Source organism: Paenarthrobacter sp. AT5 (assembly GCF_032764245.1).
GTDB lineage: Bacteria > Actinomycetota > Actinomycetes > Actinomycetales > Micrococcaceae > Arthrobacter > Arthrobacter ureafaciens.
Window position 1 is genome coordinate 1895077 of the sequence record NZ_CP136441.1, and the last position, 20155, is coordinate 1915231.

Sequence of the window (20155 nt, forward strand, 5' to 3'; positions counted from 1 at the left end):
GAGCAGCAGGCTGCGCGAAAATCTCGGGTCCCCGAACAGTACAGCCCGCATCTTAGGTTCTCGGCCAATGGGGGAGTTGAGAGTGTCGACAGCAGCGGCGCATGGGCTCAAGGCGTTCAAGCTCGCCGCCGGGCTAGTCGGAGTTGCGGCTACGCCAGTGTGCGGCGAAGCCAATCCGCGCGTGCAGCGCGGCAGGCTAATCCCAAGGGGGTAGTGGCGCCGAGAAACTCGAAGCCGTGGTAGCCGCCACGCCAGACGTGAAGCTCGGCTTGGACTCCTGCCGCCCAAAGCCGAGAAGCATAGTCAATGCACTCGTCGCGGAAAACCTCGGCTGATCCTACATCGATGAATGTTGATGGCAGGCCTGACAAGTCCTTCGCACGGGCCGGAGCGGAGTAAGCGCTTATCTCGCGGTCAGCGTGCCCCTCGCCGAGGACGGCGTCCCAGGCCCAGAGGTTGTTCTCCCTTGGCCATATACCTGTGGCGCTGCCCTGGTACTGCCGCGAGGACGCCGTTGTGTTTCTGTCGTCGAGCATTGGGCACATGAGCAGCTGCGCGAACACCTCGATCTTGTCATCATCACGGGCCATGAGAACAGTTCCGGCAGCCATTCCCCCTCCACCTGAGGTTCCGCTGACGACGATCCTGGCTGGGTCCGCGCCCCAGCTTTCAGCTTGAGATGCAGCCCAGACAAGTCCCGCGTAGCAGTCTTCCACCCCTGCAGGCGCCGGGTGCTCGGGCGCTAATCGATACTCAGGGGTAACGTAGACCATTCCGTGTTCGGCTACCCACTCAAGTTCTTCCAACGCGGTGAGGAATCGGTTGCCCATCACCATGCCACCGCCGTGAATCGTGTAGTAAATTGCTGCACCGGTCAACTGTGCGGCCGGACGAACTACGGACATTTCAATGTCGCCCCGGGGCCCACTGATGATGTGCTCCTCGTACACAAGTCCCAGCGCGGCGCACGTCTCCTGTACCGCCTCAGACGTAGGGGCGTACGCAGCCCGTAGTGGCTGCAGGGTTTCGGCATTGAGAAGCGGGGCAGGCGGCAGGGCTGCTAAAAGAGCTCCAGCCTCTGGGTCATAGCCAGGGCGCCCCCCGTTCAGGACTTCGGACATGTCAACCTCCGTTTCGCGGTACTCCTTCGTACTGTCACGACGAGCATAAGTAAAACGGTCAAGGTCGCGGAACCACCACATGAGTGCAATACCGGTGGTTCTACTCCGACAAGTGTCGGATCAGAACGCTGCAGTCTTCATCCGCAGTAGTGTCACTGCAATAGTGGCACGGAGGCGGCCTTGAGGAGTTCGCACGTCAAATCCCAGTGCCGTTGAGAGGGAATCCAGCCTGGCGTGAACGGTGGAAGGGTGCCTGTGCAAAATGAGGGAAGCTGCGCGGACGCTGCCGCCTTCTGCAAGTGCTTCGAGTGTGGGGGCTGCCCACGCAGAAATTTCATTGACTTTTTCGAGGGCGACAACATCGGCATCATCAGCCTCAAGGCGGCCAAGCTGCAGCAGGACGCCAAGTTCGGCGGCGTTGACTACCGGGCGGGCAGGGGTGGTTAGTTTGAGCGCGATAATCGCAGTTCTCCAAGACGCGGCCAGCTCTAATGCAACGCTTTCGATTCCGATGCCGGCTTGCCCCTCTAGTTCCTGTCCCCGGTAGAGGGCGACCCGTAGCAGACCGACGTCCGTCGGAAGAACGACAGACTTCTTCCCATCAGAAGCAGGTTTTGCAAGGGCCGGGGACGCCACCACACGTCCTGTCTCAGTCGGACGCATCCCCAGCACGCTGACCATCGACTCCTTTTCCTCACGGGTGGCGAAGGCATCAACAAGCACTTCGAGAGCTGGCCGAGGCCGGCGGCGGACTGAACGCTCGCAGGTAATCTGGATCGCGAGGCCAAGCCGTTCGAGAATCATCTCGTCATTTACGTGAGCAGGACCAGTGCGTTCGATCCACACAACCCCATCTTCGCCTGAAATGCTCTTCGACGCCCAGCCGCTGTCTGCATGCACTTGGGTCGCGGACGCTATACCGCCGATGTCCACTCGCCGACCACCAGACTCGGAGCGGGTGATGGCCCCCGCAGGACAGCCGGAGAGGAGAGCGGCAGCACGCAAAAGAGCGTCCACCCCGACTCCCTCGGACACAAGGGCATCAAAGTAGCTGATAATCTTCACGCTCTCCCGGACGGCAGGATCGAGTGTGGAAAGCATCCCCTCTAAGTAGCGCATAGACCTCCTCGTTCCCTCGCATTTTAATTGGTCTCGCCCTGCTCAACCCGGATACGCATACTTTGTGGTGATATTGAAAGCCCTGGCTAAACGCATGCAATCCATGGCCTCGTCGCCGCCCCCGGCTACACAGCGGCCAAGCACGGCGTGGTGGGCCTTACCAAAACGCCGCCGCCGAGTATGGAGCACAGGTGCTACGCGTCAACGCTATCGGCCCCTGCTATATCGACACACCGATGGTAGCCCTTGGTCCGGAGGAAGTCGTCAACGTGCTCGAGGCGAAGCATCCTCTCGGTCAACTGGGGCAACCGGAAGAGATCGCAAACGTGGCCACGTTTTTTCTCACAGGGCCAGTTTCATGACCGGCTCGTACGTACACATCGACGGCGGCTACACAACTGCCTAAGCCTCGATTCAGCGATCCGCTGCGAGTCCTGATTTGTTTTCGAGGGTTGGCGGGAGCAGCATCGCCAACCCCTGCTCGGTGGCGTCGCGCTCGGCCCGGTTCAACTTCGCGGCGTACTGCGCGAGCAAGCCGGCCATTCTCTCAGTGGTCGGCTCGTGGGCTGGCTGAGTACGGTATCACGGTCAACTGCTTTGCGCCAGGTGCGATGGAGCGCCGTTGTGGCTATCGGTGGAACGCCTCTCTGAGCTTGGCGGTAGTCCTGCTCAGTCAAACGTAATTCTCGCCCGAGCGGCGGACGGGCAGTGGCATAGGCCTGAGACTCAACGGCGCGGAGGTGCTCATCCAGTTTGTGGGTCGCTTCGGCTAACTGTTCCCTGGCGTTTCTCTCGCGCGCAAGTAGCTGATGCATCTCCTCTTCAAGACGAATCATGTCTTTGTGGAAGTTCACTTCGAGAGCAATTCTACGGGCAGATACTGCCTGCTCCGACTCGTTATATTTCGGTTTGAAAGAGTCCTGCGATGCATCGTATTGCCGAACCAGTTCTCGTCGCTTCACATTGAGCCGCTCAAGCTCTTCTGCCATACCCATGAGCTCTGGTCTGTACTTGATGGTCTCGTCCAAAAACGTCTCCCCATCCTCGGCAACGCTTAGGCCGACATACTGCACCGCGAAGGTGAAAACGGCAAGCACCAAGTGGAAAGTATTCATGGCGAGCAGTTCGTTTGATTCTGTCGCTGACCGCCAATAACCGACGTTCCGTCAATCTAGTGTGCTCATGGTGGATCTGGAGCCGGAGCTTGCCGCGGGCAAAGTAATCGCCCCTTGTAGCCGGATCCTCAGGATAGTCCATGTTGCCCCTCACGTATTAGGCGAGGAGTCACGGCACGTCGAAAGGCAATGTTTTGTATGCGGTGTCTTTGTTCATGTTCCAGCCGGCGACGATGCCGGAGCCGATCATTTGGTCGCTGAGGCGGGCGAGGCGGTAGGCGGGGTCGGTATCGAGGGCTAGTTGGAGGAATTGGTGGGCTTTGCTGCCTTTGCCTTCCCACCAGTTGATGTAGCCGATGGCGGTCAGGACTGGGGCTGCGTGTTCTGCGGTGGTGCGGGTGTAGGCGCGCAGGAGGAGTTGTTGTGCCCATTCAATGCGTGACCATTTAGGCGCTGCTTGGGTTTGGGCGAACAGGATTTGCTGCATGGGCTCGTCCACTCCTGGGATGTCTGCGATGAGCCGGTCGCGGATCGCCGGGAACTGCAAGTTGGCAACGAGCGCGTGGCAGCTGTCATCGCTGGGGAACACTGTGGAGTCGAGCATGTCTGCCCAGAGTTTCCGGCCCTGTTGCAGAGCGGTGTCAGTGGACCAGGTCCTGATGGTTTCCATATGGTGTTCGACGGCGGCCGCTTTGGTTGCTTCCTGGCTGGTGCTGGGCAAGGTAATCCTGTCGGTGGGTTCGACGAAACTGCCGCGGTAGATGAATTCGGCGTTAATCGCACTAGTTTGGGCGGAACTGACAGGCAGGGCAAGACTGGTGCCGGGTTCGCCGTCGTAGGGCGAGAAGGTGTCATCTCCGACGAAGAGCCCGTCCCGGATGGTGATGCCCTGCTCGGCGAGGACGCCTGTGAGCGCGGCGATGGTGCCGGCATACGGCCTGGCCTCTCCGGGGCCAGCGGTTGCGCTTGTGTAAACGGCGAAGAGGATGGATGTCGCGCTGGTGTCGCTGGTGAGGTAGTGGGCGACGGTGCGTGCGTAGGGGAGTTCCTGACCGGGTTGGCGGGGCAGATCAATGCGCAGGGTCGCGCCGATGCTGTTCTCGTCCAAAGTGATGCAGACCAGGCTCTCTTGGGGCCAGAAGCCCACGGTGTGCCCGATGAAGCTGAGTACATCTGATGGTGTTGTGATCGTGAGCTTTTCCATGATCCCTGGTTTCCCTTCACCTTTGTGTTGCCGTGGTTTTCTGCGGTTGTTGGTTGTGGGCGTCGTTCTGGTCGGGGACCATCCGCTGGGATGAGGGGCCGGAGTGCAACTTGGGGGACCGACGCCGGACGAACACTTCATCTGGAGCCAATGCTTCACCGTTCTGACGATGAAGTTTTCGGTTCGGGGTCGGCGCGGTAGCGCCCTGGTTGCGCGGAGGACCCGCCCAGCGATCATGGGACTTATCAGAATGACAAGCAGCCATTGAACTTCCGCCTGTCCATCGGCGGCCGAAGAGCCAGGCGGCATGACCTGCCGAGAGGGCGAGGCAGATCTGTAGGGACAAAGAAACAACCGCATCCCTTCCTTGCGGGATGCGGTGGTAGGTTACGGCTCCGAGGGGCGGAAATCGGGGGTTTGGACATTGTCCACAGTCTTGCCCTCGGCTCGGGTAATACCGCCCTCGGATTGCTTCGAATACCGCATGTTTCCGCGGCTTCCCATTGTTTGCATGGGCTGGAATGTCGTTCGAGTCCCACCTCGGCCACAGCCTATCCCCTCGTCAGAGGGGTTTTTGCTTTAACGTGTTGACATGGCTTGTGGTGGTGTCCCTTTGACGCTAGGTGCGCGGGCTGTGGCCTGGCCGTCGCGGTGGGCCTATTCAGGTGTGTGAGGTGGCGGGCTCAGGGTCCTGGCTGGTGGACGCTCCGCCTGACGCGCGTGGGTTCTTGTGGTTCCTCGTTCCGGTCTTGCTGGGTGGGCCCGGGGTGGCCTACACCTATTCATGTGTCGGGGGTGCGGGGACGCCATGACCCAGCCGATTCTGGTGCAAAGCTTTCTTGGGAGACTGCTCGCTGGCGTCACGCGAGCTCGGGGTGCTCTGTTTGTCCTGCAGAGGGGGTGTGGACAGTGTCCACACTTACGTCTGCTTTAAGGAACGTGTACGTGTGCCCGGCTCACACACCTGGCGCGCTCGGACGCGTGATGTCAGGTTGGGGGTACCCCTCCTTGGACGCGACGCCATCCGAATTCGGGACGGGGCTCCCGGTCTCAAACCGAAATTTTTGGCTACGGCAGGAACGGTTTCAGACTCGAGGAACTCCTAATGCTGCGGCATCCCGACCTGGCGGGGTTAATTCAGTTCAGCCGGTGCTGGGGTCCAGGGCTGCCAGTTCTGATTCGATTTGTTGTGCCAGTGACCGGAGCCGCCGCACGTGTTCCTGAGCGATCGGCGTTGGCTGCGACGTCACTTGTGCGTCGACGTCGAAGACGGTGTTGGGGCTGTGCCAGACGTTGAACCATTCCAAGCCGTGGCCGAGTGCGTCACGGGTTACCCCTTGCAGCAGGAGCAGGGGTTCACGGGTGTTGGTGTGGAGTTTGTGAGCCAGGTCAGTATCTGCTGCCACGGCCTGGACCTGTCTGGGTCCGCCTGCCGGGTGGTAGCCGTGCTCCCGCATGAGGCCGAGCAGTGAGGCGTTCTCCAGTAATTCTTTGGTGAAGTGAGGGAAGAGGTCACGTGGCACCCAGGTGCGCATGAAGGCTACTGGGACCTCCTCGAGATAGCGGACCCGTTCGATCTTCCACGTGTTGGTGGTATTCAGGGCTTCTGTCGCCGCTTCGGGCGGCGCTGCGTGTTCGACGGAGATGACATGGGTTCGCAGGTGTTGGCCGTGCGCGGCTACCTGTTCGTCGAGCCCTCCGGCGCGCTGAATATGCCGGCGGAGGACCGGCGCGGCGGCCACGACACTGCCGCGGCCGCGCTGCCGGCGGATCAGTCCGAGGTCGGACAGTCCGGATAAGGCCTGGCGCACGACACTGCGGGAGACACCGAACTGCTTCTGCAGTTCCTCTTCGGTCGGAAGGGGAGAGCCGGGGAGCAACGGCCGTTCCAGGATCTGCCGGTGCAGGATGTCCCGTATCTGCGCATGGAGGGGCGGCCCTTCCTGCCGGTTGAGGCCGTTGGCCCGTTCCAAGGGCTCGGCCTTGGCTGGTTGCACACTCACTCTGACTCCTTTGCCATTCGAGCACATCATAGCCCGCGGGCGTGCCATCTCCTGCTTGACGAGTGATCCGACCCACATGTAATGTACGTACTAATTGTACGGACTAGTTCCGGCGACTGAAAAATACAATGATGTAGAAAGGTCGAGTTAATGACACAGCTGCACTTGAGGAGTGGGCGCTCACGCCTACCTATGTTTGCTTTCCTCCAGAAGGTTCCGGCGGGCATGATGCTGATCCCGCTGATGCTTGGTGTGCTAATGAACACGTTCGCGCCCGAAGCCTTGAAGATCGGTGGCTTTACCACAGCGTTGTTTAAGGAGGGTGCCCTGACGCTCATCGCGGTGTTGATTCTTGCTACCGGGGCGCAGATCACTGGAAGCCACAGCGGCAAGGCCGCCGCGTCCACCACAACAGTGGTGTTGGTCTGCAAGACCCTGATCCCGGCTACGATTGCGGTGATCTTGGGACTGGTGGTCGGCATCGACGGTATCGCAGGGGTTTCGATCCTGGCGATGCTGGCAATCTTCGGCAACAGCAACGGCGCCCTCTGGCTGGCTTTCGCCGGCCAGTACGGCGACGAACGAGACACCGGCGCGTACGTCGCCAGCGCTTTCGATGACGGCCCCTTCCTTGCCTTGATCTTCCTGGGCGCATCCGGATTGGGCGACATCCCGGTACTGGCTTTCGCCGCGGCACTGATCCCATTCATCATCGGCCTCTTCATCGGAGCTGTCGACCGGGAGTGGACCAAGGCATTGGACCACGTGCCTAACATCGTGATTCCGTTCATGTCCTTCGCTGTTGGCACGGGCATCAACTTGAAGACCGTTCTCACCGGCGGTTTCGCCGGGATCTTCCTCGGCCTGATCGTCGTCGTGTTCACCGGAGGCCTGACTTATCTGGGGTACCGGTTCATCCTCAAGCGCGGCTCGAAGAGCGGCATCGGGTTCGCGGCCGGCACCACAGCCGGCAACGCCGTCGCCGTACCCGCAGTAGTCGCCGTCGCCGACCCGCGATTCGAACCGTTTGTCGCCTCCGCTTCAGCCCAGGCCGCCACAGCCGTCCTCGTGACAGCGCTGCTCGCGCCGATCGTCGCTTCTTGGGCTCTGAAGCGGGCAGGTGGCCTCCAGCCGGCCGACCCCGTCCCCACCGCAGTCTGAGCCAGCCCCATTACATCCCCTTCATGGACGGAGAAACCATGCGCGATCCGCGCTCGGTGCGTTGCACATACTACTTAGAGTCCGAGATTGACCCTGAAAAGGCCGCCGCCATCATGGCGGGCGAGCAGTCCAGCGGCACCTTCCTGCCGGTACCCGGCGAGTCCGCACGGATCCGGGAGCGGCACGCCGCGCATATCTCGAATGTTCAGGAGCTTGGCTTTTGCCGCCCATCCCTGCCATCACGTTCGACTCCTGAAAAGGTCCGGGCCGCTCTCGTCACTGTCGATTTCCCCATGGAGAACGTCGGCACGGACCTGGCCACCCTGCAGACCGCCATAGCCGGGAACCTTTTCGAACTGGGTGATCTTTATGCCTGCCGCCTGCAGGACATAGCACTGCCCGAGGACTTCGTCGCCGCCCACCCTGGCCCGGCATTCGGCATCGAGGGGACGCGTAAACTCATCAGCGACGTTCAGGGGGTCATGGTCGGAACCATCGTCAAGCCCAACGTCGGACTTTCGGAAGAGGAATTCCGGCTGGTCGTGCGGGATCTGGCGATGGCCTCTATCGACCTGATCAAGGACGATGAACTGATGACCGACCCCGCTTACCTGCCACTAGAGCGGAGGGTCGCGGTCGCCGTCGAGGAGATCCGCGCGGCCGAGCAGGTCACCGGTCACTCCACCATGTACGCCTTCAACATCACCGGCGACCTCGCCGGACTGCAGAAACGCCACGACCTGGTCGTTGAAGCCGGCGGGCGCTGCGTGATGCTGAATATCCCGGTCATGGGTCTGCCCGCCCTGGCCATGCTGCGCAGCTTCGCCGAGGTGCCGATCCATGGCCACCGGGCGGGCCTGGCGGCCTCGATGCGGTCAAAGGCGCTGGGCATGGACTATCGGGTCTGGCAGCAGATGGCCCGCCTCGCCGGCGCCGATCACCTGCACGCCAGCGGACTGGGCAGCAAGTTCTACGAACTGGACGAAGAGGTCGCCGCGAACATCCGTAGCCTGCTTGAACCCCTCGGCCAGACCATTGCACCGCTACCGGTCCTGTCCTCAGGACAGAATGTCACCACCCCCGGACTCACCTTCGAGGCGGTCGGCTCCACAGACCTGATGATGCTCGCCGGTGGCGGCGTCGCCGCCCACCCGGACGGTCCCGGGGCCGGGGTACGAAGCCTGCGCCAGGCCTGGGAAGCCGCCGTCGTCGGTGTGCCCCTGAATGCGGCGGCGGAAAAGCTGGCCCAAGCCGGGGACGAGGCACTTCTGCACGCAGTTCAAACCTTCAGCAAAGGTGCCTGATATGCCCGCTTTTGGTTTCGTCGCAGACGACCTCACCGGAGCCGCCGACGTCCTTGCCCAGTCCCACCGCTACGGCCTCGAAGCTGTGCTGGTCATTGGCGACGCCCCACTGCCCGCCGATGCTGACGTCGTCGGAATTGCCGGGCCCTCCAGGTCCCTGTCCGGGGGAGCATTCGACAACCTGGTACGCAGGGATTTGGCCGGCATCGCACCAGTGAACCTGGAGGTGCTCCTCTACAAGGTGTGCTCCACCTTCGACAGTTCCGTCACGGTCGGCAGCATCGGCCGCGGGATCCAGCTTCTCCATGAGCAATTTCCCCTGCACGGCCCGATCCCCGTCGTTCCGGCCCAGCCAGCCTTTGGCCGCTACACCGCTTTCAGTAACCACTACGCCGCCTACGCCGGCCAGATTTACCGGCTGGACCGCCACCCGGTCATGTCCGGGCACCCGTCCACCCCTATGTTCGAGGCCGACCTGCGCGAGGTTGTGGCTGACCAACTCGGCACCGGGGAAGTTCCCGGCGCCATCCACCTGCCCGCTTATGAGGACGGCAACTTCAAGGATGCCTGGGCCGAGCGCCGGCGGGAGCTCGGAGCACAGGCCTTCGTCGTGGATGCTGTGGACGAACGGCACATGGACGCCGTCGCTGAAGCACTCACGCGGGAGGAGCACGGGCACGGTCCTTCCGTCGTTGTTGGCTCCGGCGGCATCATGGCAGCACTGGCGCGGTCCATCTCGGACCAGGCTCCGCGTACACCTGGACCGCAGCAGCCATCAGGACCCGTACTGGCCATCAGCGCCTCTGCTTCCAGCACCACAGCAGAGCAAATCAACGACGCCATCTCCCATGGCTGGGAGGATGTGCCCGTATCCTCGGAACTGCTGCAAGAACACGACGCCGCGGCCGTAGCCGCCCTGGACCGGCGCGTTTCAGCAGCCCTTCAAAAGGGCCGGAACGTCATCGTCCACACCACCCGGGGTTCTGGGGATCCCAGGTATGGAGCCGCCAAACCGGCTGATGCCGGCTACGTCGGGGCACTGATCGGTGGCATCGCGGCCCGGATGGCCACAGCTGGCCTCACCCGGGACATCGCCGTGTGCGGCGGAGACACCTCCAGTCACGCCCTCATCGCCATGGGCGTGCGCGAACTGCGTGTCTCGGATCAGTTCGTCACGGCAGGGCCGATCCTGCAAGCCGACGGCGGCTCCGCCGTCGCCGGATGCCGCCTGCTGCTCAAGGGCGGACAGGTCGGCCCCACCACCATCCTGCGCCGCTTCGCCGGCCAGCTCCCCGACTGATACCCATCCAGGCATCCCCCACGGATCACCAGAACCAATGAAAGGCGGCCCCCAATGCGGGCAGTAGTCAAAGACGCAGCCGAACGAGGCGTCAAATACGTCACCGACGCCGGAGACCCCAAAGCAACAGAAGGCACAGTTGTCATCGAAGTAGGCGCCGCATCCCTCTGCGGCACAGACCGGGAACTGTATGAATGGACCCCCTCCGCGCAGGCCTTCAACCTCAACCTTCCGGTCATCCTGGGCCACGAAGGCGCAGGCACCGTAGTCGAGGTCGGCGCCGGTGTCACGGGGCTGCGCGTGGGTGACCAGGTAGCGCTTGAAAGCCACCTCACCTGCGGGCAGTGCTTCCCCTGCCGCACAGGAGATGCACACACCTGCGAACGTACAGGCATCCTGGGCATGCATATCGACGGCGTCTTCGCCGAGTACGCCGCCGTTCCGCAGGACATCTGCGTCAAGCTCCCCACCGGATTGTCCCTTGAATCCGGCGCTCTGCTCGAAGCAGCCGGCGTCGCCGTCCACGCCATCCAGCGCGCCAATTACTCTGTTGCAGGACGGGCCGTGCTCGTCAGTGGCGCAGGACCGGTCGGCCTGGTGGTCGTGAACCTGGCACTGCTCATGGGCGCCTCCCACGTCATCGCCGTCGACCCCAACCCCTACCGGCGCGCACAAGCCGAAAAGCTTGGCGCTATCGCACTGCACCCCAATGACGGCATCATCGAGCGCTGCCGCGAACTGACCGGCCGACGCGGCGGCTTCGACGTCGCCTTCGAATGCTCCGGTGCACCGGGAACCCTGACGACGCTCTTCGAGGCCGTCCGACGCGAAGCCACCGTCATCACCGTTGGTCACCCCAGCCGCCCGGCCGAGATCGACATCGCGGCCCACATCAACAAAAAGGGCATCACCCTGCGCGGCATCTTCGGGCGCCGCCTGTGGGAAACCTGGGAACAAAGCCTGTTGCTGCTTGACTCCGGCAGGCTGGACCTCGACTGGCTCATCACGCACCGCATGAAACTCAGCCAAATCGACGAAGCCGTGGAACTGCTCACCGGAGACGCATGCAAAGTGCTGCTGATCCCGGACCTCGGCTAATCGTAGGACTGCCTGGTCAAAAATGCGCGTATAAGGCAGACCAGGGTGACGAAGCGGGGGTGTGCGTCGTGATGCACACCCCCGCTTTTTCTCTCCAAAACCCAATCCGGCCAACGCCGCCCAAGCCATCACAAGTAATGCTGAAAGCATCACAGCGGAAGGAACCACATGAACGGGGACGCTAAAACAACAAGTTTCGCGACGCTCGCGACTAAACCCCGCCCCCTTGACTATCACAATTGGGTCCACCTAAACACGGGCGACCGAGTTATCGTCAAACGGTATGGTTTCGAACCAGAACACGGCACTGTGGACATCGTCAGCGAAGACGCAACATACTTCTGGGTCTGGCTTGACGGCCAAAGCCGAATCCTGATCTTTCATGGTGACGGAGCAGTAATTCACAAAAGCTTCTAACGGCAGGATGCGGCCAGCACCTCAATTCAGGTGTTCTGACCCCTCAGGTGTCTCCTACCGTGGCAGCGCACAACTGATCGCACACTACGCGCCGTTATGAACCCGCAAAGGTCTATGAAACCAAGCGCAGAATCGAAGGAATACGAACCACCATGTCAGCAGAGACGCCGCTTATCGTTGTCAAAGTCGAGGATGCCGCTTCAGTTGACCGCGAACTGGAGCAAGCCAGTGCAGTACTGCGTGAAAAAGCCACGAGCTCGGTCCTTCTCGTCACCAGGGTGGACTTCACGACTTACACCGTTGCCCTCCATCCCGGCATCTCGTTTGGTTTCACCCAGGAACTCGATCTGCTCTGAAGGAGGGCGGCTCCATTGCATCCGGCCTTAGCCAGAACCGTGATGCCCTGACGCGCTACATCGAACAGATGGGGCCAGCCGAATCGCGAAGGCACGCGTAGAGCCGCAAGTTCTCCTCACGCAACTGGACTCGACACCCAGGCCTCGCCGACCCGTGCAGATTCGAGGGGGTGGCTGTCACCATCTTATTTTTCGGCTCGCTGCGATCAGCCGTCGACGATCCCTGTTCTTAACGCAGGTTCGACGTGGCAGAAGTGGCCGGGCCCTGATTTGTTTCGCCGTTGAGACTATTCGATCCCGGAATATACCGCAGATCGCTGGGAGACATTTCCATCATGAAGACCGGCTCGTTGGCGTAGGCTGGCCGTTTGGAGAGAGTCTCCGCTTGGCAATGCGGAAGGTGACTCCGATGTGTCACAGCGCATGCGAACGGGAAGGATATTGATCATGGTCACCACGCCCCTACGTGCAGATGCGGCACGCAACAAGGAGAAAATCCTTATTGCCGCTAGGGAACTTTTCGCCGAACAGGGCATGGATGCCCCGCTTGATGGACTCGCTAAGCGAGCAGGCGTCGGCCCGGGCACTCTTTACAGGCACTTCCCGGGCCGTGAGGCGCTCGTCGCGGAACTTCTGATGGCCGAAATGGGGGATCTAGAGCAGGAGTTCGTCACCCTCCGGCAGGCTGCTGGTCTGGATGCCCTGGAAAGATTGGACCGCTGGGCCCAGGTTCTTCAGCGGTGGATGACGAGATATAGCGGGCTGCCGGAGCCCCTGCGTCAGGCACTGGGCGAGGACTTCAGTGCCTTGACCTACGGGTGCGACATGGTGATTGGCTGGACCGACGAAATGGTGAGGGATGGCAAGGCTGCCGGCGTCGTGAATGACTTCGTCACCGGCCGTGAGTTCTACCGCGCGACGCTCGGTCTCGCGTGGGTGGCCGCAGCTGCTGGGGCACGACCTGGTGCCGAGTCCGAAAATCTTTATCGGTTGGCGCGGGCCGGGTGGCACGGCTCTGTCGAGTAACGGCTCAAGTTGATAACTGGAGAGCGCCTCCATATCATCTAATCGGATGAATTCTCCGCTTTGGGGCCATGCACCTGCGACAGAAGAAGGATGGTCATGAACGACAATGCGATGCTGCTCGGAACGGTATCGGGGCAGCCGTACGGTACCCACCCGGGAGCGTGGCGGATGCCCTGGGCCGCCCCCGATGAATACACCGACGTCAGGAGCCACGTGCGCTCTGCCCAGACCGCCGAGCGTGGTGGGCTGGACTACATCTTCTATCCCGACCGTGTCTTTGTGTGGGGCGACCTGGAATCCGGCCCACCCATCGTGTCGATGGAGCCGGTGATGCTGCTGGCCGCCATCGCCCTCGCCACCCAACGGATCGGCCTGGTCACCTCCGCGTCCACCTCTTTTAGCGAGCCGTACGCCCTCGCACGCCAGCTTCGCGCACTCGACGTGATGAGCCATGGCCGCGCCGGGTGGAACGCCATCCCAAGCTACGAGCCGCAGGCCTTCGCCAATTACGGGCTCCCCGTCCCGCCGCGCGAGCAGAAATACGAACGGCTCCATGAGGTCATCCAGATCACCCAGGCGCTGTGGGGGAGCTGGGCGCCTGAGGCCGGCAGCCCAGACAAGGTAACAGGGCGGTTCGCTGACACCTCACACATCCGCCCGATAAATGTCCAGGGTCGCCAGGTCGCCTCGCGTGGGCCGCTCCAGATCCCGCCATCCGAGCAGGGACAGCCCGTCATTTTCATGCCCTTCGCCAGCGGCACCGGTGTGCAGGCCGCAGGTATATATGCAAACGGGATTATCGCCATGCCCTCCTCGATGGAGGAGAGCCGAGCCCAACGGAACATGATCCGCTCAGTGACCGAGAGCGCCGGCCGGAGCGCGGACGAGGTGAAGTTCCTCCCCTTCGTCTCCTTCGGCCTCGGCGCAACCCAGCAGGAGGCCGTTGAGCGGCGCATGGCGCTGGAGGATGCTGCCGGTATCGAGAAGCGCCTGGCCCACCTGTCTGCAATACTTGGCCTGCGTCTCGACCCGGCGGACCGCGATAAGGCGCTCACGAGCGCTCAGGTCCGGGCGCTAAGGCCGCATCCCGGAGCACCACAGGCGGTCCGCGCCCTAGAGCTTGCCAGCCAGGGCCGGACGCCGCACGAGATTCTCGGCCACGGAATCCTGGACCAAATGCCCGGTCTGGTCGGAACCGCTGAGCAGGCTGCAGACATGCTGCAGGAATGGATGGACGCCGGCGTCACCGACGGCTTTACGCTAGCCGTCGACGACCTGCACGACGGGTTTGACGACTTCGTCAACCAGGTCGTGCCGATCCTGCGCCGGCGCGGCCTTCGCCCGGACGACTACCAGGGAACCACGCTGCGCGACCACCTCGGGCTACCCGAGCAGCTCGGACTGGACCCCCGTCTGGCCGGCAGCAAGGACGAAAGCCACTGGACAGAGTGATTCGTTACACGGCCTGGCACTGATTCACCGTCGACCCGCAAACGCACGTCTGAAGAACCACTGATAGATTGTCTCCCTGCTGACCCCGTAATCGCGGGGAATGAACGACTTGTGGAATGCCGCTGCAAGCCCGCTGGACCAACTCGGCTGCTCGTTCCGGAGTCACAGTCTTTTCCGCCCGTTGTACGCGCCGCGCTGCTAATCAGGGCGATAGATTCCCTCTGCCGCTCCCTGATGAGGGAACGCGTGGACGGCACACCACAACGCCGTCGAAGGCCTTCCCAAAGGTGGTAGCTGCGAAAGGTTTGGGAGGTCAGTGGGCCGCTGTGCATGCGTCGACCTGGGACGTGACGATCGCGCCGTACTGCCACATCACTTTGTTGAAATCCAAGCCGTCGAAGAGTCCGAGCGTGTGACGGATTCTCCGAAGCCGGTCACCAGGGCGATTGGTTGGGTCCCCGTGTAGGAGTCCGGTGACTATGTGAGTTTCGTGTCCGAGAATGGACGCAGGAGGAAATTCACTAGTTATGGCACGTAGGCATACCCCCGAGCAGGTCATCGCGAAGGTCCGGCAGGGCCAGAAAATGCTCAATGAAGGACGGCCCCTCATCGAGGTCGTCAAGGAACTGCAGGTCACCGAGGCGACCTGGTACCGGTGGCTGAACCAGTACGGGTCCGAGAAGAACGCCGAGGCGACGAAACGGACCAAGGAGCTCGAGAAGGAGAACGCGAGGCTCAAGCGGCTGCTGGCCGAGAAAGAGCTAGCCATCGACATCCTGAACGAGGTGGCCAAGGGAAAATTCTGAGCCCCGAACCACGCCGCCGTGCCGTGCGCATGGCGATGGAGAAGTTCGGGGCGTCGGAACGCTTTGCCTGCAAAGTGCTGGGGCAGAACCGCTCCGCCCTGCGCAAGAAGAAACCCGAAATGAGTTTCGAGGAAACACGGCTGCGCGCTGACCTGCGGGCAGTCGCGCAGAAACACCCGGCGTGGGGCTGGAAGAAGGCCCGCTGGCACCTGCGTGCCCAGCCGCAGTGGCAGGACGTGGCGCTGAACAAGAAGCGGGTACGCCGGCTCTGGCGCGACGAGGGACTGGTTTGTAAACCCAAGCCGAAGAAGAAGCGCCGGACCGGCCCGGACGCCGGGGAACAGAAGCGCCTGAAAGCCGAATACCCGATGCACGTGATCAGCTTCGACTTCCAGTCCGACGTCACCTCCTGCGGGCGCCACATCCGCTTCTTCAACGTCATCGACGAATGCACCCGCACGGCGCTGGCGATCGTGCCGCGGCGCTCGTTCAAGGCTTCCGACGTGGTCGCCGTGCTGGAGAACATCATCGCCGAAACCGGTATCGAACCGGCGTACGTGCGCTGCGACAACGGACCGGAATTCACCGCCGCCGCACTGATCGAATGGTGCAGCACAGCCGGTGTGAAGACCGCGTTCATCGACCCGGGATCGCCCTGGCAGAACGGGTTCATCGAATCATTCAACGCCCAATTCAGAAGGGAACAACTCTCCGGAGAAATCATCGACACCATGGCCGAAGCAAAGTACTTGGCCGACGAATGGAAAGACATCTACAATCATGAACGGCCCCACGGATCCCTGGATGGAATGACACCATCCAACTACTGGAATCAGTGGACCGCAGACCACCAATCAGCTATCGCATAGCCGCTGGACTGCTAAAGGGGGCCCAATCACGATCACGGTAAATGCGAAGCGGCGTTCTCGGGGGGGGGTCACTGATCAGCTGGGCGATGGCGGCGAGGTAGCTTTCGCGTGTTTCTGTTCGTGCAGACTCGGGGTCCGGGGAACAAGTGCCCTGCCGAGTTCCGACGTCGGGACATCAAGTTCGCCGAGCTGGGATTAGGCACGAGGCAAATGCCAGGATCGTACACTTTGTACGCGGCTTACCCTGAAAGATACTGTCTGTTTCCATCTAATTTGACGCCAATTCTCCTGTGGACGCGCCAAATTTGTCAGGGAACGGGATTTTCCCCATCCACTATTACTCCTGTGCTTTAAGAGCCGATACAAAAATCCTCTGTCAAGCTGCGCCAACTCGGCCGGTCCCGAAGTGACTTACGGGAGTTCCTAGGGCGAGGCCTTGGAGGCGGTGTTGTTGTTCATGTTCCAGCTTTAGGCGCTTCTTGGGTTTGAGTGAACAGAATTTGTTGCAAGGGTTCGTCGACTCCTGGGAACTCTCCAGAGTCGATCGCTGCCGGGTCCGCCATTCCAGCCCAGGCTTTCTCGCGGACGAGAACGTCGTCCCCGACATCCAGATAGGCATCGATGTCATGGCGGGATGTCGAATCAGGAGGCGGGCGAGCGGTGAGCTGGGCGATGGCGACGGGCGCGAACATCATCGCCGAGACCAGGGAGCACGCCGACGGCGCGCAAGACGGCGCCCGGGCTAAAGACTTAGGGGAAGAGCTGGGCAAGTCGCAGTCCGAGCACTATTGTGAGTCTGTCTTCGGCATCAGTAAGATCAAGCTCATATTTGCTTTCGAGCCGTTTGAGTCGGCTGTAGACGGTTGAACGATGTAGGTGGAATTCGGCAGCAATTTTATCGACCTCACCATTGCGTTCCAGATATTGTCGCAACACCGCTATGTTCTCCTCGCGTTCGCGAGCGATAAGATTCGCAACCCGTGGGTCGATTGTGCGCAATCCAAGTTCGCGACCTATCGATACAAGAGTTCGCCACGAGCCCATATGGTCCCATTGGGCAATCGCGGAGGACCCATGCTGGATCTTGGCCACACGCAAAGATCCCAGAGCCTCCTCATAGGACTGCCTCGCCAGGTCCAAACCTGAAACTTTGCCTCCAATCCCATGAAAAGCTCCTGAAACGGAGGTGCTGCGTTCCAGGGCAGCGCAAAAGCGCTTTATTTCTTGCAGGGGAGCGCGCTCATCTTCGTTGACAATCGTTACGAGCCGGCCGTTCATCTCCGCCCACGCTCCATCGAGGTGTGGAATACCCTCCCACATCAAACGGGCGCCGGGTGACGGGTTCTCCTTGAATTCCGACACGAGAACGCGGATCGGGGCGGATCTCTCGAACGGCCGCATCGAGCTCAGACTGTCAACCCCGATCCGATGAGTCGCAGGGTTCCGGCTGAACGTCGATCGGACTGCCAGCTGGACTTGATCGGATTGAGACTTGAGGAGTTCGATTTCCAAGCCCAGCGCCGTCAGCGTGCGTTCGTTCTCCAGATGCCAGTCGGATGGAATTCTCCGGTCGACGTCAAGCGCGAACACATATCCGACCGGGTAGCCTCGGTGACGCACAGTAATGACGGTGCGCGGGAGAGTATGCAACTCCTCGTTTGCAGGTACGCGGACGAGATCTTGGTCGGGATCCAAATACGGCATGAGCCAGTCGGGGACGCGAGACGGATTGCTGGTCAGAATGCCGTTACGCCGAGGGGCGTCCGTGCGGTCAGACGGCTGCTCAGAGAAGGCCAGAATGCTGCCCACGCCGGATGTGATCAGGATCGGCGTATCAAACTGGGCATATAAAAGATCCGCAAGTAGCTGGGCTTGACTGGACGCCTTCACAATTTCTCCTGCAGTTGTAGGGGGACAAATCCGCAATTGAAGCCTATTCGTTTACCGCCAAGCTCCCAGTGCTGAGCAATTTGGGCGAAGCCCAGTGGACAATCCACGGATCTCCAGACTGGGCCTCACCCCGAAAAGGACCCATAAGCGATGTCAAGTTACGGACCACGGAAACAGATGTTGGTCGCGTTGGAGTCGGTAAAGTGGCAATGGGATGAGCTCAAAGATTTTGCCCTGTGGCGATACTACGGTGATGCCAACCATGTTAAGCGTGGCCATACAAATGTTTCCTTCGGCGTTGATTGCGAGGGAGTCAAACATTGCCCCAGAGGACTATGGGAAACCCTGGACGGCACGGCAAGCAACCTAACGGGCGCCACCACCTCCCAACTGGAGATACGCCACGACGCAGTTTCAGCCGCATGCACGATAGCGCCATCGGGAAATAGCCCGGCCCCGTCAGGTTGGGTCAAAGGAAGTTGTGGTGGTGAGTTGTAGATGAGCTCAACTATCGCGGAACCATCGGCCTTGGCGCAGTACACGCCGCCTAGATCGACAAGTCGACCCCCGCCTGACCAATATCTGTGAAGTAGAACCCCCCCCATTGGCGTAAAAAAACAAGGTTGTTGGACTAAGCAGCGGCAGACCGTCTCACTCGGTCAAGAGAGACGTGATCTCACCCTTCAGTTTTACAGGCTGAATGCCTGAAGGGACCAAAGCTTTGAGGGGCGCTGGTGGGCCCGGACAAGGCCCGTTCGGTCCGCCCTTGGGCGTCGTCAGAGTATCAGTACTGCCAGAGACCACGTCCGGCACCGTGGCTTCCGATCGAGGAAGACCACGTGGGCCGGGTTGATGGCATTTCGACAGCCTCCTGCCAACCGACATGTGTCTGATTCGGAGCTGAAAAATCCCAGACAGTTGGCGCAGGCGCGTGAGCAGGGCCACTGGCAGACTTTATGGAACGCCGATCAGCGAGAGGATTAGACAACGATGTCTCAGCGAATTTTGCTACTGAACCCGTGGGGTATGAGTTACATGGACGAGCCGGCTCTCGAGTTGGTGGCACGACATGTCCGACCCGATACGACCGTCGAGGTACGCAATTTGGGCAACGCCGCCCCCCCGCTTCCATGGCCGGTCGCCGGGGTTGAGGAGGCCATGATTGCCGAGGCGCGACAGGCACAAGCAGAAGGCTTCGACGGCCTGGTCATCGCTTGTTCGGGCGATCCGTATCTCAAGGTTGTTCGGGAGGCGATCGACATACCGGTCTCGGCGCCAACGGAGGCCGCGATTCACTTGTCCCGTACGTTGGGCAGGGTCGCGATTCTGGCAAGGCAGATGCCCGACAGCTACTCGGCGCCTCTGTCGCGTCTCTCGGGTCGCGGAAACGGGGACTTTTGGCAGGAAATGGCGCACGAGTACGGGCTTGCGGATGATGAGTACACAATCCGTCGTGTGCCTATTTCCAAGCACCCCGAGTTTGAAACGCTCGAGCACCTGACGGTTGCCGACCCTGGACGACTGCGCAACCTCACCCTTGAAGCGATGACTGACGCGCTGCTCACAGACGGCGTGGCCCAAGCGAGGGCGGCTGTCCAGGAGGATGGTGCCGAGGCTGTCTACTTCGCCTGCACCTTCTTCAGCCGAGGCATTGATGAGTTTGGGGGTGACCGGTCGCTCTTCGGGGTTCCCGTCCTGAACCCCCTGGTGGCGGCAGCAAGCTTCCTAGAGTCCGCCATCGTTTGCCAAGGTCAGGGCGCCCCCATGGTGTCCGCTTTGTCCTGACCGTCCGGAGGCGTCAGGAGTCGAGACAGAACGCTCCGTCCGGACGGTGAACGCTTGAGAAAGCCAGGGATCGGTGGCCGCGCGCGAAAATTCCCGTCAGCCACCGTTCGGAAACCAACGCAATAACGA

At 61.3% G+C, this 20155-nt stretch carries 17 protein-coding genes and 1 pseudogene; 11 read left to right on the forward strand and 7 right to left on the reverse strand.

What is annotated here, in order from left to right; all coding sequences use genetic code 11:
- Positions 1 to 149: 149 nt before the first annotated feature.
- Entirely contained in the window at positions 150 to 1121 is a 972-nt protein-coding gene (locus tag RI444_RS08680) for an alpha/beta hydrolase (RefSeq protein WP_207604591.1), read from the reverse strand.
- A gap of 120 nt (positions 1122 to 1241) precedes the next feature.
- Positions 1242 to 2240 carry a helix-turn-helix domain-containing protein gene (locus RI444_RS08685; RefSeq protein ID WP_207604592.1) on the reverse strand — a complete coding sequence of 333 codons (999 nt, stop codon included), beginning with the start codon at positions 2238 to 2240 and terminating at the stop codon, positions 1242 to 1244.
- Between the two features lie 191 nt (positions 2241 to 2431).
- On the opposite strand from RI444_RS08685, the gene RI444_RS23080 reads away from it, so the two are divergent.
- The gene (locus tag RI444_RS23080) at positions 2432 to 2602 is read left to right on the forward strand and encodes an SDR family oxidoreductase (RefSeq protein ID WP_410510803.1); all 171 of its coding nucleotides are present in this window, start codon (positions 2432 to 2434) and stop codon (positions 2600 to 2602) included.
- Between the two features lie 144 nt (positions 2603 to 2746).
- Here RI444_RS23080 and RI444_RS08695 read toward each other — a convergent pair whose 3' ends face one another.
- The 3 genes from RI444_RS08695 to RI444_RS08705 all read right to left on the reverse strand — a co-directional run bounded on the left by RI444_RS08695 (position 2747) and on the right by RI444_RS08705 (position 6562).
- On the reverse strand, positions 2747 to 3355 hold the full coding sequence (locus RI444_RS08695; RefSeq protein WP_207604593.1) for a hypothetical protein: 609 nt from the start codon (positions 3353 to 3355) through the stop codon (positions 2747 to 2749).
- A 169-nt stretch (positions 3356 to 3524) separates the two neighbouring features.
- A complete protein-coding gene (locus RI444_RS08700) occupies positions 3525 to 4559 on the reverse strand; it encodes a DUF4192 domain-containing protein (RefSeq protein WP_316963886.1) in 1035 nt (344 codons plus the stop codon).
- Positions 4560 to 5701: 1142 nt separating this feature from the next.
- Positions 5702 to 6562, reverse strand: a complete 861-nt coding sequence (locus tag RI444_RS08705) for a GntR family transcriptional regulator (protein WP_242703057.1) — start codon at positions 6560 to 6562, stop codon at positions 5702 to 5704.
- Between the two features lie 258 nt (positions 6563 to 6820).
- Here RI444_RS08705 and RI444_RS08710 point away from each other — a divergent pair, with 258 nt between their 5' ends.
- The 9 genes and pseudogenes from RI444_RS08710 to RI444_RS08750 all read left to right on the forward strand — a co-directional run bounded on the left by RI444_RS08710 (position 6821) and on the right by RI444_RS08750 (position 16351).
- Positions 6821 to 7723, forward strand: a complete 903-nt coding sequence (locus RI444_RS08710; protein ID WP_242703058.1) for a 2-keto-3-deoxygluconate permease — start codon at positions 6821 to 6823, stop codon at positions 7721 to 7723.
- 38 nt (positions 7724 to 7761) lie between these two features.
- Positions 7762 to 9027 (forward strand): RuBisCO large subunit C-terminal-like domain-containing protein, encoded by a 1266-nt coding sequence (locus tag RI444_RS08715; RefSeq protein WP_207605898.1) that lies wholly within the window; start codon positions 7762 to 7764, stop codon positions 9025 to 9027.
- 1 nt (position 9028) lies between these two features.
- The gene (locus tag RI444_RS08720) at positions 9029 to 10327 is read left to right on the forward strand and encodes a four-carbon acid sugar kinase family protein (RefSeq protein WP_207604597.1); all 1299 of its coding nucleotides are present in this window, start codon (positions 9029 to 9031) and stop codon (positions 10325 to 10327) included.
- 54 nt (positions 10328 to 10381) lie between these two features.
- Positions 10382 to 11425 carry a zinc-dependent alcohol dehydrogenase gene (locus tag RI444_RS08725; protein ID WP_207604598.1) on the forward strand — a complete coding sequence of 348 codons (1044 nt, stop codon included), beginning with the start codon at positions 10382 to 10384 and terminating at the stop codon, positions 11423 to 11425.
- 569 nt (positions 11426 to 11994) lie between these two features.
- Complete coding sequence (locus tag RI444_RS08730) at positions 11995 to 12198, forward strand: hypothetical protein (RefSeq protein ID WP_207604599.1); 204 nt, start codon at positions 11995 to 11997, stop codon at positions 12196 to 12198.
- A 447-nt stretch (positions 12199 to 12645) separates the two neighbouring features.
- Positions 12646 to 13224, forward strand: coding sequence for a TetR/AcrR family transcriptional regulator (locus RI444_RS08735; protein WP_242703060.1), 579 nt, complete (start codon positions 12646 to 12648; stop codon positions 13222 to 13224).
- A gap of 96 nt (positions 13225 to 13320) precedes the next feature.
- Positions 13321 to 14676 (forward strand): NtaA/DmoA family FMN-dependent monooxygenase, encoded by a 1356-nt coding sequence (locus RI444_RS08740; RefSeq protein ID WP_242703061.1) that lies wholly within the window; start codon positions 13321 to 13323, stop codon positions 14674 to 14676.
- A gap of 584 nt (positions 14677 to 15260) precedes the next feature.
- A pseudogene (locus RI444_RS08745) lies at positions 15261 to 15368 on the forward strand (hypothetical protein); the annotation flags it as partial.
- Positions 15332 to 16351, forward strand: coding sequence for an IS3 family transposase (locus RI444_RS08750; RefSeq protein WP_225740121.1), 1020 nt, complete (start codon positions 15332 to 15334; stop codon positions 16349 to 16351). The pseudogene RI444_RS08745 and the gene RI444_RS08750, both read left to right, overlap by 37 nt.
- Before the next feature lie 455 nt (positions 16352 to 16806).
- Here RI444_RS08750 and RI444_RS08755 read toward each other — a convergent pair whose 3' ends face one another.
- Both RI444_RS08755 and RI444_RS08760 read right to left on the reverse strand, forming a co-directional pair.
- Positions 16807 to 17046 carry a hypothetical protein gene (locus tag RI444_RS08755; RefSeq protein ID WP_207604601.1) on the reverse strand — a complete coding sequence of 80 codons (240 nt, stop codon included), beginning with the start codon at positions 17044 to 17046 and terminating at the stop codon, positions 16807 to 16809.
- Positions 17047 to 17101: 55 nt separating this feature from the next.
- Positions 17102 to 18241, reverse strand: coding sequence for a PucR family transcriptional regulator (locus RI444_RS08760; protein WP_207604602.1), 1140 nt, complete (start codon positions 18239 to 18241; stop codon positions 17102 to 17104).
- Between the two features lie 990 nt (positions 18242 to 19231).
- Here RI444_RS08760 and RI444_RS08765 point away from each other — a divergent pair.
- On the forward strand, positions 19232 to 20026 hold the full coding sequence (locus tag RI444_RS08765; protein WP_316963887.1) for an aspartate/glutamate racemase family protein: 795 nt from the start codon (positions 19232 to 19234) through the stop codon (positions 20024 to 20026).
- Positions 20027 to 20155 lie beyond the last annotated feature (129 nt).

What these genes read in the sequence shown, in the direction of transcription:
- RI444_RS08680 (WP_207604591.1), bottom strand. Translation starts at nt 1,121, where the DNA reads ATGTCCGAAGTCCTGAACGGGGGGCGCCCTGGCTATGACCCAGAGGCT.
- RI444_RS08685 (WP_207604592.1), bottom strand. Translation starts at nt 2,240, where the DNA reads ATGCGCTACTTAGAGGGGATGCTTTCCACACTCGATCCTGCCGTCCGG.
- RI444_RS08695 (WP_207604593.1), bottom strand. Translation starts at nt 3,355, where the DNA reads ATGAATACTTTCCACTTGGTGCTTGCCGTTTTCACCTTCGCGGTGCAG.
- RI444_RS08700 (WP_316963886.1), bottom strand. Translation starts at nt 4,559, where the DNA reads ATGGAAAAGCTCACGATCACAACACCATCAGATGTACTCAGCTTCATC.
- RI444_RS08710 (WP_242703058.1), top strand. Translation starts at nt 6,821, where the DNA reads ATGAACACGTTCGCGCCCGAAGCCTTGAAGATCGGTGGCTTTACCACA.
- RI444_RS08715 (WP_207605898.1), top strand. Translation starts at nt 7,762, where the DNA reads ATGCGCGATCCGCGCTCGGTGCGTTGCACATACTACTTAGAGTCCGAG.
- RI444_RS08720 (WP_207604597.1), top strand. Translation starts at nt 9,029, where the DNA reads ATGCCCGCTTTTGGTTTCGTCGCAGACGACCTCACCGGAGCCGCCGAC.
- RI444_RS08725 (WP_207604598.1), top strand. Translation starts at nt 10,382, where the DNA reads ATGCGGGCAGTAGTCAAAGACGCAGCCGAACGAGGCGTCAAATACGTC.
- RI444_RS08730 (WP_207604599.1), top strand. Translation starts at nt 11,995, where the DNA reads ATGTCAGCAGAGACGCCGCTTATCGTTGTCAAAGTCGAGGATGCCGCT.
- RI444_RS08735 (WP_242703060.1), top strand. Translation starts at nt 12,646, where the DNA reads ATGGTCACCACGCCCCTACGTGCAGATGCGGCACGCAACAAGGAGAAA.
- RI444_RS08740 (WP_242703061.1), top strand. Translation starts at nt 13,321, where the DNA reads ATGAACGACAATGCGATGCTGCTCGGAACGGTATCGGGGCAGCCGTAC.
- RI444_RS08755 (WP_207604601.1), bottom strand. Translation starts at nt 17,046, where the DNA reads ATGATGTTCGCGCCCGTCGCCATCGCCCAGCTCACCGCTCGCCCGCCT.
- RI444_RS08765 (WP_316963887.1), top strand. Translation starts at nt 19,232, where the DNA reads ATGTCTCAGCGAATTTTGCTACTGAACCCGTGGGGTATGAGTTACATG.